Annotated in this window: 18 protein-coding genes and 1 tRNA gene; 9 read left to right on the top strand and 10 right to left on the bottom strand. The window is 61.3% G+C overall.

All coding sequences use genetic code 11. The annotated features are described in order from the left end of the window. The first annotated feature begins 14 nt into the window (after positions 1-14). The 5 genes from ATC04_RS05945 to asd all read left to right on the top strand — a co-directional run bounded on the left by ATC04_RS05945 (position 15) and on the right by asd (position 3,265). Positions 15-344 (top strand): GNAT family N-acetyltransferase, encoded by a 330-nt coding sequence (locus ATC04_RS05945; RefSeq protein WP_047119706.1) that lies wholly within the window; start codon positions 15-17, stop codon positions 342-344. A gap of 76 nt (positions 345-420) precedes the next feature. Next, on the top strand, positions 421-1,224 hold the full coding sequence (locus ATC04_RS05940; RefSeq protein WP_047119707.1) for a thymidylate synthase: 804 nt from the start codon (positions 421-423) through the stop codon (positions 1,222-1,224). Further along, positions 1,221-1,796: a dihydrofolate reductase gene (locus tag ATC04_RS05935; protein ID WP_047119708.1), complete on the top strand. Its 576-nt coding sequence runs from the start codon at positions 1,221-1,223 to the stop codon at positions 1,794-1,796. Before ATC04_RS05940 ends, ATC04_RS05935 begins: the two co-directional genes overlap by 4 nt. A gap of 10 nt (positions 1,797-1,806) precedes the next feature. Beyond that, positions 1,807-2,034, top strand: coding sequence for an NF038396 family protein (locus ATC04_RS05930; protein ID WP_047119709.1), 228 nt, complete (start codon positions 1,807-1,809; stop codon positions 2,032-2,034). A gap of 112 nt (positions 2,035-2,146) precedes the next feature. Continuing rightward, positions 2,147-3,265 (top strand): aspartate-semialdehyde dehydrogenase, encoded by a 1,119-nt coding sequence (gene asd, locus ATC04_RS05925; protein WP_047119710.1) that lies wholly within the window; start codon positions 2,147-2,149, stop codon positions 3,263-3,265. 85 nt (positions 3,266-3,350) lie between these two features. Here the strand turns inward: asd and ATC04_RS05920 are convergent, their stop codons facing one another. The 6 genes from ATC04_RS05920 to ATC04_RS05895 all read right to left on the bottom strand — a co-directional run bounded on the left by ATC04_RS05920 (position 3,351) and on the right by ATC04_RS05895 (position 7,355). Continuing rightward, the gene (locus ATC04_RS05920) at positions 3,351-4,445 is read right to left on the bottom strand and encodes a UDP-N-acetylmuramate dehydrogenase (RefSeq protein WP_280524260.1); all 1,095 of its coding nucleotides are present in this window, start codon (positions 4,443-4,445) and stop codon (positions 3,351-3,353) included. 18 nt (positions 4,446-4,463) lie between these two features. After that, entirely contained in the window at positions 4,464-5,696 is a 1,233-nt protein-coding gene (locus tag ATC04_RS05915; RefSeq protein ID WP_231735917.1) for an MFS transporter, read from the bottom strand. After that, the gene (locus tag ATC04_RS05910; protein ID WP_047119712.1) at positions 5,672-6,112 is read right to left on the bottom strand and encodes a MaoC family dehydratase; all 441 of its coding nucleotides are present in this window, start codon (positions 6,110-6,112) and stop codon (positions 5,672-5,674) included. Before ATC04_RS05910 ends, ATC04_RS05915 begins: the two co-directional genes overlap by 25 nt. A 2-nt stretch (positions 6,113-6,114) precedes the next feature. Further along, the gene (locus ATC04_RS05905; RefSeq protein WP_047119713.1) at positions 6,115-6,561 is read right to left on the bottom strand and encodes a MaoC family dehydratase N-terminal domain-containing protein; all 447 of its coding nucleotides are present in this window, start codon (positions 6,559-6,561) and stop codon (positions 6,115-6,117) included. A 102-nt stretch (positions 6,562-6,663) separates the two neighbouring features. Next, the gene (locus tag ATC04_RS05900; RefSeq protein ID WP_047119714.1) at positions 6,664-6,939 is read right to left on the bottom strand and encodes a hypothetical protein; all 276 of its coding nucleotides are present in this window, start codon (positions 6,937-6,939) and stop codon (positions 6,664-6,666) included. Positions 6,940-7,070: 131 nt separating this feature from the next. Further along, entirely contained in the window at positions 7,071-7,355 is a 285-nt protein-coding gene (locus ATC04_RS05895; RefSeq protein ID WP_047119715.1) for a DUF4190 domain-containing protein, read from the bottom strand. A gap of 245 nt (positions 7,356-7,600) precedes the next feature. On the opposite strand from ATC04_RS05895, the gene ATC04_RS05890 reads away from it, so the two are divergent. Then, complete coding sequence (locus ATC04_RS05890) at positions 7,601-8,131, top strand: hypothetical protein (RefSeq protein WP_047119716.1); 531 nt, start codon at positions 7,601-7,603, stop codon at positions 8,129-8,131. Between the two features lie 10 nt (positions 8,132-8,141). On the opposite strand, the gene ATC04_RS18750 is transcribed toward ATC04_RS05890, so the two are convergent. After that, positions 8,142-8,972 (bottom strand): DUF2797 domain-containing protein, encoded by an 831-nt coding sequence (locus ATC04_RS18750; protein WP_160309088.1) that lies wholly within the window; start codon positions 8,970-8,972, stop codon positions 8,142-8,144. A gap of 424 nt (positions 8,973-9,396) precedes the next feature. Between ATC04_RS18750 and ATC04_RS05875 the strand changes: the two genes are divergently transcribed. Then, positions 9,397-10,176, top strand: coding sequence for a GTP pyrophosphokinase family protein (locus ATC04_RS05875; protein ID WP_342352853.1), 780 nt, complete (start codon positions 9,397-9,399; stop codon positions 10,174-10,176). 197 nt (positions 10,177-10,373) lie between these two features. On the opposite strand, the gene ATC04_RS19270 is transcribed toward ATC04_RS05875, so the two are convergent. Beyond that, a tRNA-Met gene (locus ATC04_RS19270) sits at positions 10,374-10,451 on the bottom strand. 93 nt (positions 10,452-10,544) lie between these two features. On the opposite strand from ATC04_RS19270, the gene ATC04_RS05870 reads away from it, so the two are divergent. Both ATC04_RS05870 and ATC04_RS05865 read left to right on the top strand, forming a co-directional pair. After that, the gene (locus tag ATC04_RS05870; RefSeq protein ID WP_047119718.1) at positions 10,545-11,750 is read left to right on the top strand and encodes a site-specific integrase; all 1,206 of its coding nucleotides are present in this window, start codon (positions 10,545-10,547) and stop codon (positions 11,748-11,750) included. A gap of 233 nt (positions 11,751-11,983) precedes the next feature. Continuing rightward, positions 11,984-12,382, top strand: coding sequence for a hypothetical protein (locus ATC04_RS05865; protein ID WP_047119719.1), 399 nt, complete (start codon positions 11,984-11,986; stop codon positions 12,380-12,382). Between the two features lie 101 nt (positions 12,383-12,483). On the opposite strand, the gene ATC04_RS05860 is transcribed toward ATC04_RS05865, so the two are convergent. Together ATC04_RS05860 and ATC04_RS05855 are read right to left on the bottom strand one after the other, a co-directional pair. Beyond that, entirely contained in the window at positions 12,484-12,726 is a 243-nt protein-coding gene (locus ATC04_RS05860; protein WP_047119720.1) for a hypothetical protein, read from the bottom strand. A 3-nt stretch (positions 12,727-12,729) separates the two neighbouring features. Further along, complete coding sequence (locus ATC04_RS05855; protein WP_052772438.1) at positions 12,730-13,566, bottom strand: M15 family metallopeptidase; 837 nt, start codon at positions 13,564-13,566, stop codon at positions 12,730-12,732. Positions 13,567-13,586: the final 20 nt, after the last annotated feature.

The raw sequence follows: 13,586 nt of genomic DNA, 5'->3' as shown, positions 1-13,586 counted from the left end.
AGAAAGGCCAAGCCATGAGTGCAAATCAGCCCCAGCAACCGGTTGAGAAGATCGTGCACCAGGGTCTGCGCCTGGACCATGATGAAGACCGCGGGCGTTTCTCGCTGTGGCACGGATCCACCTATGTCGGCTTCATCGGCTACCACCGCGAAGACGACGTGGTCACCATCCAGCACACCATCGTCAACGAGGAATTCGGCCGCCGCGGCTACGCCCGGGCGCTGGTGACGCTGGTACTGGACCGGCTGGCCAACGAGGGCGTCAAGATCGTTCCCGAGTGCAGCTACGTGCAGGACTACCTGCGCCGCTACCCGGAGTACCAGGGCATGGTCGTCAAGGGCTGAAGCTTCGTTATCCGGGGCGTCGTGGAATACGCCACGGGACCTCCGGCGCCGTTCGCCGGTGGACTAAACTGGTGGGGTGAGCATTCCTACCCCATACGAAGACCTGCTTCGCGACGTTCTGGAGAACGGCGCCGCCAAGGAAGACCGCACCGGAACCGGCACGCTGTCGGTCTTCGGCCGCCAGATCCGCTTCGACCTGGCCGATTCCTTCCCGCTGATCACCACCAAGCGCGTGCATTTCCGCTCGGTCGCTGCAGAACTGCTGTGGTTCCTGCGCGGGGAGTCCAACGTGAAGTGGCTCCAGGACCAGGGCGTGCGCATCTGGAACGAATGGGCTGATGAGGACGGCGAACTGGGGCCGGTCTACGGCGTCCAGTGGCGCTCATGGCCCACCCCCGGAGGCGGGCAGATCGACCAGATCTCCCAGCTGGTCGACTCGCTGCGCAGCAACCCCGATTCCCGCCGCCACATCGTCTCGGCCTGGAATGTCGCCGAAATCGAGAACATGGCATTGCCGCCCTGCCATGTCTTCTTCCAGTTCTACGTGGCCGACGGCAAGCTGTCCTGCCAGCTGTACCAGCGCAGTGCCGACATGTTCCTCGGCGTGCCGTTCAACATCGCTTCCTACGCGCTGCTGACCCGCATGCTCGCCCATCAGCTGGACCTGGAACCGGGTGAGTTCATCTGGACCGGCGGCGACGTGCACATCTATACCAACCACTTGGAGCAGGTGCGCGAACAGCTCTCCCGCGAGCCGTACCCGTACCCGACGCTCGACTTCGCGTCCAAGCCGGAGTCAGTCTTCGACTACACTCTGGAAGACTTCGTGGTCGTCGACTACAAGCACCACCCAACCATCAAGGGGACCGTCGCCGTATGACGCCTGAACCGCGCCACACCGCCGACCTCACGCCGCTGGTTGGCGCCATCTGGGCCCAGGCGGACAACGGAATCATCGGCAACCAGGGAACCATGCCCTGGCATGTCCCGGAAGACCTAGCCCATTTCAAGAGGATCACCGCCGGCCATCCGGTCATCATGGGCCGCGCCACTTGGGAGTCGTTTCCGCCAAAGTTCCGGCCGCTGCCCGGACGCAGCAACATCGTGCTGACCACCCGCGCCGAGTCGCACCAGGCGCTGCGCGATGCCGGTGCGCTGCCGGTCGCGGACCTCGGCGAAGCCCTGGCCCTGGCCAAGACCTGTGAGGGCAGCCGGGAAATCTGGATCATCGGCGGAGGCAAGGTCTACGCCCAATCGCTTCAGCTGCTGGACCTGGCAGTGATCACCAAGCTCGATCTGGAGGTCCAGGGAGATACCAGCGCGCCGCAGCTCCCCGATGACTTTGCCCTGGGGCTCAGCGACCCGGGACTGGATGGACCGGAGAACCAATGGCACAAGTCCGGTACCGGCACCCGCTACCGTTTTGAAACCTGGATCCGCGAAAAGGACTAGTTAACATCCCATGAAAAAATACCTCGCTGATCTCAAACAGCACTCAGATGCCCTGTTCGTCCTCGGCTACATGCTTTTCCCGCTGCTCGCGCTGGTTGTCGCGGTGCTCGGGTTTTTCATGGTGCTCGGCGGCCACAAGATCTTCGGCGTGATCCTGCTGTTCGTCCCGACCCAGGTGTTCCTCTACGCAGCGTTCTGGGCCATCAAGAACCGCAAGCTGTTGCTTGAGGAAAAGTAGAACTTTTGCTGCTGCAGAATCACACCCGGCCCTTCTGGGGCTTGGGTGTGATTCTGCTTTAAGCGCTGTAACGAACCGGGATAATAACGTAATTCAGCCCTACCATTGAGGTATGACTTCATCTGTTGGTTTTGTAGGTTACCGTGGCATGGTCGGTTCCGTGCTCATGCAGCGCATGCTCGACGAGGGCGACTTTGCGCAGATCGACCCGGTCTTCTTCTCGACGTCGAATGCCGGCGGCCAGGCCCCCGCATTCGCCGAGGGCGCCGGCCCGCTACAGGATGCTTTCGACATCCAGACGCTGGCCAAGCTGCCGATAATCGTGACCGCCCAGGGCGGCGACTACACTACCAAGGTCCACACCGAGCTGCGCAAGGCCGGCTGGGACGGACTGTGGATCGATGCCGCATCGAGCCTGCGCATGAACGACGACTCGGTGATCGTGCTGGACCCGATCAACCGCAACGTCATCGACCAGTCGCTGGTTGCCGGCGTCAAGGACTTCGTGGGCGGCAACTGCACCGTGTCCTGCATGCTCATGGGCCTGGGCGGGCTGTTCAAGAACAACCTGGTCGAGTGGGGCACTTCCATGACCTACCAGGCGGCCTCCGGCGGCGGCGCCCGCCACATGCGCGAACTGCTGACCCAGTTCGGCGACATCAACGCCTCGGTCGCGGACGAGCTTGCGGACCCGGCCAGCGCCATCCTGGAGATCGACCGCAAGGTGCTTGAAACCCAGCGCGGCGGCCTGGACGCCGCACAGTTCGGCGTGCCGCTGGGCGGTTCGCTGATCCCGTGGATCGATTCGGACCTGGGCAACGGCCAGTCCCGCGAGGAGTGGAAGGCCGGCGCGGAGACCAACAAGATCCTGCAGACCTCCGGCAGCCGCCACATCGCCATGGACGGACTGTGCGTGCGCATCGGCGCAATGCGCTCGCACTCGCAGGCGCTGACCCTGAAGCTGAAGGAAGACCTGCCGGTCTCCGAGATCGAGTCGCTGCTGGCCGAGGACAACGAGTGGGCCAAGGTCGTGCCGAACGAGAAGGAAGCGACCATGGAGCAGCTGACTCCGGTGGCCGCCTCGGGCACCCTGGACATCCCGGTCGGCCGCATCCGCAAGCTGGAGATGGGCCCGGAGTACATCTCCGCCTTCACCGTGGGCGACCAGCTGCTCTGGGGCGCCGCGGAGCCGCTGCGGCGCATGCTGGCCATCGCACAGGGCCGCCTGTAGGGACTACTTCCCCGCCGACAAATGCCCGGGGCGCACAGTTCACTGAACGGTGCGCCCCGGGCATTTTCACATATGCGGACGGATACTAGAGCTCCACTCCGATCAGCAGCGGCTCATTGACCAGCGTGATGCCGAACCGCTCGGCAACCCCGGCGCGCACTGCGCGGGCGATGGCCAGGATGTCAGCCGCGCTGGCGGTGCCCCGGTTCGTAATGGCCAAGGTGTGCTTGGTGGACAGTGAAGCCCGTCCCCCGGCGATCTGGAACCCGTCGGTCCCCTCCAGCCCGTAGCCCTTGCCGAAACCTGCCTGGTCGATCAGCCAGGCGGCCGACAACTTGACCATTTCGGCCTGCTCGGCCGGGTAGTTCGGAGCGTTGTGCGGCAGCTGCTCCAGCACCGACGCGTCGACAATCGGGTTGGTGAAGAAGGAGCCGGTTGAATGCGAGTCCGGGTCCTGCGGGTCATAGACCATGCCCTTGGACCGACGCAGTTCCAGAACCGTCTGCCGAACCAGCGCTGCATCCGCGCCCTGGCCGGCTTCGACGCCCAGGCGGCGGGCCAACTCGGCATAGCGGATCGGCGCCGACTCGTTGCCGCGCTTGAGCAGGAACGCGGCTTCCAGCACCACGTACCGGGGCGAACCGTGGGTGCTGGTGCGCTTGATCAGCGAATCACGGTAGGCGAACGCCAGGTCCTCGTTCGACAGCTGCAGGATCTCCTGCGCGGTGCGGTCCCAGACGCGGGCCCAGGCCAAGGTCTGGGAGACGTCCGCTCCGTAGGCGCCGACGTTCTGCACCGGGGTGGCACCGGCACAGCCGGGGATCCCGGAGAGGGCTTCGAGTCCGCTCAGGCCTTCGGCCAACGAGTACTCGACCGTGGCGTCCCAGTTCTCGCCGGCCGCGGCGCGCAGCAGCGCCAGCCCGCCGTCCTGTTCCTCGACAACCAGGCCGCGCGTGGCGATGCGGATGACGGTGCCCGAGAAGCCCTCGTCCGAGATAACCAGGTTCGAGCCGCCGCCGATGAACAGGATGTCCTCGCCGGCGTTGTCCGCGGCGGTGATCGCCGCAATCAGCTCGGCTTCGGTGGACGCGGTCACGGTGCGCGCAGCGTCGCCGCCAACAGCCGTGGTGGTCATGTTCTTCAGCATTGAACTACTATCTTTCGATTTGTCTCTGGAAATACGTTGATTCGGGCGGATCTAGCTGGCGGACTCGGGCTGGCGCGGATAGCCTGCGGCGTTCTTCGACAGCAGGAACGCCACGACAACCAGGATCGAGATGCAGCCGAGGGCAGGCAGCAGGCCGATAGCCCCGGCCAGCAGGCCCAGCAGCGGCGGACCTCCCAGGAATGCCGCGTAGCCGATGGTAGAAACCACTGCCACGCGGGCTGCCGCGTGTTCCGGGTCATCCGATGCGGCGCTCATGGCCAGCGGGAAGGTCAGGGCAACACCCATGCCCCACACCGCCAGCGCCACGAAAGCCAATGGCAGGTTGTCTCCGAACGCGAAGATCAGCAGGCCCACTAGCGCGGCGATGGCGCTGGCCCGGATCATCCAAACCCGCCCCATACGCAGGATCAAGTCCCCGGCCAGCAATCGGGTCAGCGTCATGGCAGTCACGAAGGCCGCGTAGCCCAGCGCGCCGGTGGCTTCGGTGGTCCCGTAGCCATCGGCCAGGGCCAAGGCCACCCAGTCCCCGGCCGCGCCTTCAGCGAGCGCCATGCCCAGCACCAGCACGCCCAGCAGGACCGTTTGCGGCTCCTTCCAGGTACTCAGCAGCGAATGCCCCTTGGACTTCGAATCCTTCGAGGCCCGGCTCCGGTCTTCCCCGTAGAAACGGGTCGAATACAGCACCGTGGCGATGATCAAGATGCCCATGACCCCGTAGTGCAGTTGCAGCGGCAGCGCGACCGCTGCGGCGCCGGCGCCGATTCCGGCGCCGAGAACTGTACCCACGGAGAAGAACCCGTGCAGGGCAGGCATGACGCTGCGTCCCAGTGCCCGTTCCATGGCCGCGCCCTGGATGTTCGAGGCGACGTTCCACGAGGCGGCTCCAAGCCCCTGGCAGAAGAGCACCGTCGCGGTCAGCATGCTTGAGTGCAGCAGTCCCGAGGTGGAGCCGACGCCCATGAGCGCGAGACCTGCAATCAGTGCGCCGTAGCGCATGACGTTGGTGGCGCCGAAACGCATCACCAGGTGACCAGCCAGGGATACGGAGAGGAAGGAGCCTGCGCTCATTCCGAGCAGCAGCAGGCCGACCTGCGAGTGGTCCAGCCCCAGCTCGTCGCGCAGTGCCGGAAGCCTGGAGACCAGGGTTGCCAGCAGCAGGCCGCTGGCCGTGTAGGCGGCCATCAACGAGTTGCGCCAGTGCTTTACCGCGACCGGCACGTCGGCTGCGGGTTGCTGGTTCAGAGCTGCACCACGGCCTGGCACTTGAGCAATACCTTGGTTCCGTTGGCGGAGACGGTCAGGTCCACGCGGGCGGTGCGGGCCTGGGAATCCAGGGCACCGATCTTGCCCTCGACCTCGATGGTGGTTCCTTCGAAGTCCGAGGGGTTGGTACCTTCGGGGTCCTCGACGACGACCGGCTTGGTGAAGCGGGTCTGGTAGTCGATGACTGCGCCCGGATTGCCCACCCAGGTGGAGACCAGGTCGATGACCGCGCCCATGGTGAACATGCCGTGGGCGATGACCGAGGGAAGCTCGACTTCCTTGGCGAAGCGCTCGTTCCAGTGGATGGGGTTGAAGTCCCCCGAAGCGCCGGCATAGCGCACCAGGTCGGCGCGGTTGACGTTGACAGTGTGGGTGCCGAGAACCTGTCCCTTTTCAAGGGTGTCGAAAGCGATCATGATTAGTCCTCAGCTCGAACCAGTAGCGATGAAACGGTGGTGGCGATCTTTTCCCCACCGACGGTGGTGATTTCGGCGCGGGTGGTGATCATGGCCCCGGCGCCCATTTCGCGGATCTGGTCCACGTACAGCTCGGCGAGCAGTTCATCGCCGGCCACGATGGGACGGTGGTGGGTAAAGCGCTGGTCTGCATGCACCACGCGGGAGAAGTCGATGCCCGAGGCAGGGTCGGCGATCAGCTGGGCGTCGGCGCGCTGGGCCACGATGATGGCGAAGGTCGGCGGGGCGACCACGTCATTGAAGCCGAGCTTGCGCGCGGATTCGACATCGTAGTGGGCCGGAGAGGTGGCCTTGGTGGCTGCTGCGAATTCTCGGATCTTCTCTCGTCCTACCTGGTAGGACTCGCCGGCAGGGTAGATGCGCCCCACCAGATCAGGGTTGATGCCCATTAGTTCTCCTGAACTTTGTGACTGTGTGTTGATTGCTGTCCACGCAGGGCTCAGCCGCTCGGGGCTCCCAGCTCTGCGGAACACGAAACCTTCGGGGTGCGGCTAGTTACCGCCGTTGCCCTTGTTCTTCTTGGCTTTAGGGGTTGCCAGGCCGTTGGCGATCCGCCAGTTGCGGGCGTCCCGGGCGCGAATGACAAGTCCTGCAACGTGGCAGAGCATGCCGATGACCAGCAGTCCGATGGCTACGTAGAGCACCGGTCGAATGTGGTTGACTGAACCGATGATCGTCAGGATGATCCCTAGCCCGATGGTGCCCATCGCGGTAAAGACGATCTTCTTGTAGTGCTGGGAGGCCGCCTCCCAAGGCGTATTGGTCATACCCACCAGTCTAGTTCAGGGCAGGGAGCGACCGCGGACGTACAAGGGTATTTCTGCTGACATCCCGCAACCGCCAGTTCATGGAAGGACATCTGGCCTGACTCATCGGCAAAGCGAGCCCGCCCAGACGACTAGGCGAAGATGTACGGCAGCGCTCGCAGGGTGCTGAAGACCCCGAACAGCGCCACCGCGTAGCCGAGCGCCAAGGCGAGGATGGCGGCTTTCGCGCCTTGCTCATTTCTCGTTTTGATCTGGTTCAGTGCCACGTGGCCTGCACCTACCGCGAAAACCGCCGGGCCAGTGCCGCCCAGGAAGATCAGGGCCGGGATTTCGGCAATGGCCAGGCAGAGGGCGATGATCGACAATCGGTTGACCCGCAAGCTTGCGGAGGCTTGGGTGCCGTTGCGCTTATCCATGTCTCCTCCATCAATTCTGGAATCTGTGCAGGTGCCATCTGAGGTCTTGACCTCAGCCGGAGTGGGGATGTGCAGCATCTGGGGTCGGCATTCCGCCGACGACGTGGCATTCCCCCGTCACCCATTCACGGAGTCTAGGCGACGTCGGCGCCATGGGCGTCTATGCCATCGTCATCGGATCGCGGCCTCGCCCTGCAGTACTGCGTCCGTTGCATTGATCTACCGACCCGCGCTAGGCTCCGGGTATGACAGCGCCTACGCAGGGCATGCCCTACTCACCGGCACCGGTAGAAGTGGTCGCATTCATCGGCCGCATCCTCGGCCACGAATGGCCCCACAGCGAGGCTGAGCGCGTTCGCGTATTCGAAGCGTTGGGCATGCACAGCCCGCAGCGACCCACGGAAGATGCAGAGGAGAACATCGGAGGCATCTGGGTGCTGAAAGTTCCGTTGGGGGCCGAGGTGGATGCTCGTTGGAGTTCGTTCCGGGGTTCTCTCGTGCTGATCACCTTATTCCTGTACCCGCAGCCATCGGAACAGCATCCGCAGGTTCTGGAAAAATTCGCCGAGCTCCGGACGGAACTGTCAACGTACTTTTCTCCTCCGACGGAAACCTGGGGAACCGAAGCCATGCCCGCGGCAAGGTGGACGGCCGGGACTTGCGGGGTTGAACTCTATTGCTTCAACAAACCCAACAGCGTGCTCATGCTCTGTATCGAAGATCTGCAGCTGGCGCGCCTAGCCGAAGCCGCAGCCGTGGCGGATTCGGCCCCCTAGCCTCGATTACCTAGAACAGCGCAGACTGTTCTTCATGGAAGTCGCCACGTTCATCGGCAACTCCCAATTCGTGGGTTTTGAGTTCCGCCGCGTCGATGAGCCTCAGGGTTGTCGACGGGCCGCTGTCGACCATGATGGTTTGCCCCAGAACTCCGCGCACCCTGATGTTGAACTGGTTGTCTGCGATCTTCTGATCCCACGGATGCAGCGCATGCGCGTCCCAGGCGTCGACCACAAGTTGCGCATACTCCGGGTGCTCCCACAGCTCATCGCGAAGTTCGATGCCATAGGTCTCCAGCCCGCGTTGTGCAGACAGGAAGTCCCGGGCCTTGTCGGCCGCTGCACGGTTGATGTCATCGAGGCTGGCCAAAGTCAGTTCCCAGCTGGTCAGCCCCTTCACCTTGGATTTCTGCCGCACTTGCTGGCCCAGTCCCACGTGTTCGGTGATGAGATCTTCAAGCACGCGGATGGCCGCGCCGTCCCCCGCGCCAGCGATGTAGCGGGCGACGACCGCACCCTGCTGTGCTAGGCGGCTCCATTTGCTCTGGGTTGAGGTCGTGCCGACCTTCGTGGCTCCATGGGCGAAGCTTGCCACGTAGAGGAAATGCGGCTGTTCCAAATATTTTCGCATCCCCGCCGGCGCTTCGCCGGTCGTATGGAAGTGGTGCATGAATTTGGAGTGGTCAAGTCTCCGACACTGGTCGCACTGATTGCCTGTCCGTACAGCTTTGTTTTTCGGGCAGGGGAAATTGTTGCGACCGCCGTCAGGGTTCATGGAGATATAGCCCAGGCAGAACTTCAGGTCGCTGACTTGCAAGCGAAGGGCTCGATTCTTGGACAAGGACTCATGGATCCACTGTGAACCGCGACGGAGGCTCAGGCTTGGCGCCGGCTCGTAGTGGGAAAAGCTGATCCCGTGGCAGAGCTGTCGTGATTCACTGGGGAATTCCATGGAGGCCTTTCAAGAAAAGAGTCGCATTCAAGCCTAAGCCAGTACCACCTGATTCCTGGAACTCCGCTCACCGCTTCGTAGGCGCTCACATTGCAGAGCTCGTTGGGCAGTGTTCCAGTTGTGCCGGAACCGCGTCAACTCTGGTAGGCATCGGATGGTTTTCGGTCGGTATACCCGGGGTTCTGTCCATTTTCTTAGGACTGCGTTCTACTCTGGAGGTACATACAGACGCGTGCCCCGACTTCGCGACATTGAATATTCAGAGGTGATAGAGATTTCAACTCAAAGCTCAGACAGGCCGTCCCCTCCCCCTGTGGCACTGCGTACCGCAGCGATGAACAACCCTGAACTCCAGAACATGGCTCGCACTTTCCATCACCAGTTCCAGCGCTTCATGATGGAACACCAGTTTGCGGTCGATGAAATCCTGACCAAGGTGTCGATTCTGCGCGAGGAATTCTTGTACCTGCACAAGTACAACCCCATCGAGCATGTCACCTCCCGGGTCAAGTCGCCGGAAAGCATCATGCGGAAAGTCGCCCAGCGGCGCATCACTCCAACGTTCGAGGCAATCCGCGAAAATATCAGCGACATCGCCGGCGTTCGCATCACCTGCAGTTTTGTGAAAGACATCTACAAGGTGCTCAATACGCTGACATCGCAAAGCGATCTGGAAGTCATCCAGATCAAGGACTACATCAAGAATCCCAAGCCCAACGGGTACAAAAGCCTGCATGCCATCGTGAAGATCCCGGTTTTCCTGTCCGAGGGGCCGGTTGATATCACCGTGGAAATCCAGATCAGGACCATTGCGCAGGACTTCTGGGCGACGCTCGAACACAAGATCTTCTACAAGTACGAAGGCGCCGTGCCCGAGCATCTTGTCGAAGAGCTGGCCGAGGCGGCACGGGTCGCAGAAAGCCTGGACATGAAAATGCAAAGGCTGCACACGGAAGTCCACGGCCACGATGTCAACAGCACGGAGTCCGAGGATGATCGAGGTTTCGATGATTCCGTTTTGCAGGAATTATTGATGATCGCCCAGCAAGGTATTCCTGAGGAACCAACCGAGTCGCCAAGGAAACAAAACTAGGATGGATAGGCGCGGATCGGCACTGAGCCGATCCGCGTTTTCTCATTCATCGGGTGGCTTCACGGGAACTGCGTTTGGCTCCATTGAACCCACGGATCACTTTCGGAGGCATTATCTGAGTACCCGGGCTTGTGAACGGCCCGATCGGGAACACAAAAACCCCGGAAACCGTTGGGTTTCCGGGGTTTTACTGCTGTAGCGGCGCCGGGACTCGATCCCGGGACCTCACGATTATGAGTCGTGCGCTTGATACCCTAGAGGTAGGCTAGATCCGCATGATTCCGCGGTTTTTAGGGGTTGTCGGTACGCTAGCATAAGCTAACCTACGGTACCTATGGGGGTACCAATGGGGGTACCAAAGGAGAACCATGGCCAAGAAAACCCGCGGCAAAGGCGAAGGATCACTCACACAAGACAGCCGAGGCTACTGGCGCGTCCGCATCGAACTTCCACCAGACCGAGACGGAAAGCGCCGTCGAAAAGAAATTCGACGAAAAAGCAAAGCCGACGCAGTCAAAGTCCTCCGCGAACTAAAAAACGAACTAGCCAAGACCGGCGACCTCGCAACCAGCAGCGTCACCCTCGAAGCATGGGCAGAACACTGGCTGGAAGAACGCGCCAAGAAACTCGCGCCGAACACAGTCAACGGGTACCGGGTAGCGTTCCGTGACTACATCAACCCGCTACTGGGCAAAAAGAAACTGGACAAGCTCACCCCGCAGGACATCAAGCACCTGCATGATGTCATCCAGGAGACACCGAAGGACAAGGCGCTACGTGAACTGTCAGACCCGCCCGAAGGCACCGAATACCTTTCAAGCACCTACGCGCTCCTAGTCCACAACGCGCTATCTGGTGCGCTGAAGATGGCCGTGCGTGAGGGCAACATCAGTCGGAACGTCTGTGAACTCGTAGACAAGCCCAGCAAACGGCACACCACCGAGGAAGTCCTCACCCTCGAAGAAGCGATCAAGCTCATCGGGTACTTGACCACACACCCAGACGGAGCGCTCTGGACAACCTACCTGCTCACTGGGGCACGTCGCGGTGAGATTATCGGCCTCGAAGTGGATCGAGTATTGGACGACCATCTAGATCTCTCGTGGCAGACACAGCGCATCTCCGACGTAGACAGCGCGCCGAAGGATCACGAGTACCGGCATATCGGCAAGAGCCTCTACCTTGCCCGCCCGAAGTCGAAGGCCGGCTGGCGCACTCCCCCGCTAGTGCCAGAACTTGCCGAGCTGCTACGGCGCGAAATCGGCGACCGCAAAGACGGGCTTGTGTTCCTACGCGACGGTGAACCATGGGATCCAGCCGACGCTTCGAAGGAATGGAAAGTCATCTTGGCCGGCGCTGGTGTGAACGAGAAAGTGAAGCTCCACGGCGCACGGCACACGGCAGTTGGCCTACTGTATGAACTGGGTGTAGGTGAGGCAACGATCATGCAGATCGTTGGACACTCCACAGTTTCGGTGACTCGCCGATATGGTCAGGCCGGTAACAAGCGGGCTATGCAGGACGCTATCTCGAAGCTCAGCACCGCACTATCTGGAAAGGCCATCGAAGCGTAGCCTCTTAACCACGAATGAACCCCGCAGATTTGTTTCTGCGGGGTTTTTTATTCGTTGTCGTTGTCCTGTTGCTCGAATTCAAGATGGTCCCACCATTCCCGCATTTTGGGGTCTTGGTAGGGGCCTGGGTTTCCGTACTGATCCATGAACCGAATTCTAGTCGCCGTGAGGGTAGTTGTCGCACTGATCATCTACACTCGGTAGTAATCACTCATGCCGTTTAGGAGAACCCTGTGAAGAAAACGTTTGCTGTCCTGTCCGCGCTCGCACTGTCATCTGTCGCTCTGGTTGGTTGTTCGTCGGAGTCCGCGCCGGCCGCTGACTGCCTGTCAGTCGAAGATTCCATGCTCCAAGCCATCGCAGACGGAACTTCAGGCAACCCGATGAAGCCGATCAAGGGTGCTGCTGCGAAAGACGGTGAACTGTATGTGATCGCGATGAGCTTCAATGAGGGGCATGAGGATCTGACGGGGTTGTGGGCTTCGGGTAGTTTGGAGCCGGGTGGGTCTGTGATTGGTGCGGCTGATGGTATTGCTAAGCAGTTCACGAATTGGCCTGATGCTAAGGGTTCGCCGTGGCAGGTGTCGTCTGCTGACAAGGTTTCTGAGGACGCTAGGAAGTGCCTCGGTTAGCCTCTTAAACACGTGTAGACCCCCACTCATAATGAGTGGGGGTCTATTTGCTTACTATCACTTGTTTTCTAAGTGATAGTAAGGGAATTCCTTACTATCACTTATTCAGCGACGTGTTCGCCGTGGTTGGTGTCGATCACTTCGGTGTTGCCTGCTGCGACGAAACCAAACGCGGCACCGATGACACCGAGGACAGCACCACCACCGACAGCCCACACGGGCGCAGGAGACTGTACAGCGGCACTGTAAGCGAGGATGGATGACTGAGCCAACGAGAGCACGCCGAACCCCACGTAGAGGGCCGAGCGGACACGGGCAGGGATAAGGGAAGTCCAGTTAGACATGATCTACTTTCCGTTCTGTGTGTTGAGGTAGCGCTGGAACGCCTTGATGGTTTCTGACCCGAACTTGCCGTCGATCAGCCACTTGCGGGTGTCGAGGTGACCCTTCTTCGCGAGGAACTGCTGTAGCGCGATGACGGAGTGCTTGCCGAAGTCGCCGTCAACAGCGCGGTGGTAGTAGCCGAGGCCGTTCAACCATTCCTGAACTGCCGCCCAAGTATGTTCGCCGGCCTTCTTGTCGATCTCGCGTTCGTACAAGCCGATCTGGGACATGAGGATCTGGACAGCTTCAGCGGAATCGGAACCGAACTTGCCGTCTACAGAGAGGTCCTTGTAGTCGGTTGGACGCTTGCCGGCTGGCTTCGGCTTCGAAGGCTTACCGGCTGGCTTCACGTCACCCACACCGCCGTTGATCTTCGCGGCAACCTTGGCGAGCTTGGTGACACCGCCTTGAAGCTCAAAGTGCATTTCATCCTTGCGGCCGGCGTAGTCACCGCCCCAGCGGACAGCGCCGTCGAGGTCATCGAGGATACGGCGGATAGCGCGCACCTGAGCAGCGGAGAACGTGCCAGACAAGCCGAGGCCGTGCGCTGGTGCGTTGAAGTCCACAGCAACACCAGCAGAGTGCTCAGAGGCTACAGAAGCGCCACGCACAGGGCGCTTGGCGTAACCCCACGACCAGTCCTTGCGGATGGTCTCCACCTCAGAGTTGAATCGTCGTCCTAGCTCGTTGAGGATCGTGTGAGCGTCCCCCGAGCGGACCTTGCCGGTGATCCAGGAGAGGTTGGTGAGTCGGTTGGAGCCGGGTTCGAGAACGTCCCAGCCGAGGCGAGTTAGCGCCATGATTTGCTCCTAGGTATGAT

The organism is Arthrobacter sp. YC-RL1 (assembly GCF_001454985.1).
GTDB classification, from domain to species: domain Bacteria; phylum Actinomycetota; class Actinomycetes; order Actinomycetales; family Micrococcaceae; genus Glutamicibacter; species Glutamicibacter soli.
The sequence above is the reverse complement of the archived record's forward strand: the minus strand, read 5'-3'. Positions and strand labels throughout refer to the sequence as shown.

Excerpts from the sequence above, each read along its gene's own strand:
- ATC04_RS05945 (WP_047119706.1), top strand. The coding sequence starts at position 15 with ATGAGTGCAAATCAGCCCCAGCAACCGGTTGAGAAGATCGTGCACCAG.
- ATC04_RS05935 (WP_047119708.1), top strand. The coding sequence starts at position 1,221 with ATGACGCCTGAACCGCGCCACACCGCCGACCTCACGCCGCTGGTTGGC.
- ATC04_RS05930 (WP_047119709.1), top strand. The coding sequence starts at position 1,807 with ATGAAAAAATACCTCGCTGATCTCAAACAGCACTCAGATGCCCTGTTC.
- asd (WP_047119710.1), top strand. The coding sequence starts at position 2,147 with ATGACTTCATCTGTTGGTTTTGTAGGTTACCGTGGCATGGTCGGTTCC.
- ATC04_RS05910 (WP_047119712.1), bottom strand. The coding sequence starts at position 6,112 with ATGATCGCTTTCGACACCCTTGAAAAGGGACAGGTTCTCGGCACCCAC.
- ATC04_RS05905 (WP_047119713.1), bottom strand. The coding sequence starts at position 6,561 with ATGGGCATCAACCCTGATCTGGTGGGGCGCATCTACCCTGCCGGCGAG.
- ATC04_RS05900 (WP_047119714.1), bottom strand. The coding sequence starts at position 6,939 with ATGACCAATACGCCTTGGGAGGCGGCCTCCCAGCACTACAAGAAGATC.
- ATC04_RS05895 (WP_047119715.1), bottom strand. The coding sequence starts at position 7,355 with ATGGATAAGCGCAACGGCACCCAAGCCTCCGCAAGCTTGCGGGTCAAC.
- ATC04_RS05890 (WP_047119716.1), top strand. The coding sequence starts at position 7,601 with ATGACAGCGCCTACGCAGGGCATGCCCTACTCACCGGCACCGGTAGAA.
- ATC04_RS05870 (WP_047119718.1), top strand. The coding sequence starts at position 10,545 with ATGGCCAAGAAAACCCGCGGCAAAGGCGAAGGATCACTCACACAAGAC.
- ATC04_RS05860 (WP_047119720.1), bottom strand. The coding sequence starts at position 12,726 with ATGTCTAACTGGACTTCCCTTATCCCTGCCCGTGTCCGCTCGGCCCTC.
- ATC04_RS05855 (WP_052772438.1), bottom strand. The coding sequence starts at position 13,566 with ATGGCGCTAACTCGCCTCGGCTGGGACGTTCTCGAACCCGGCTCCAAC.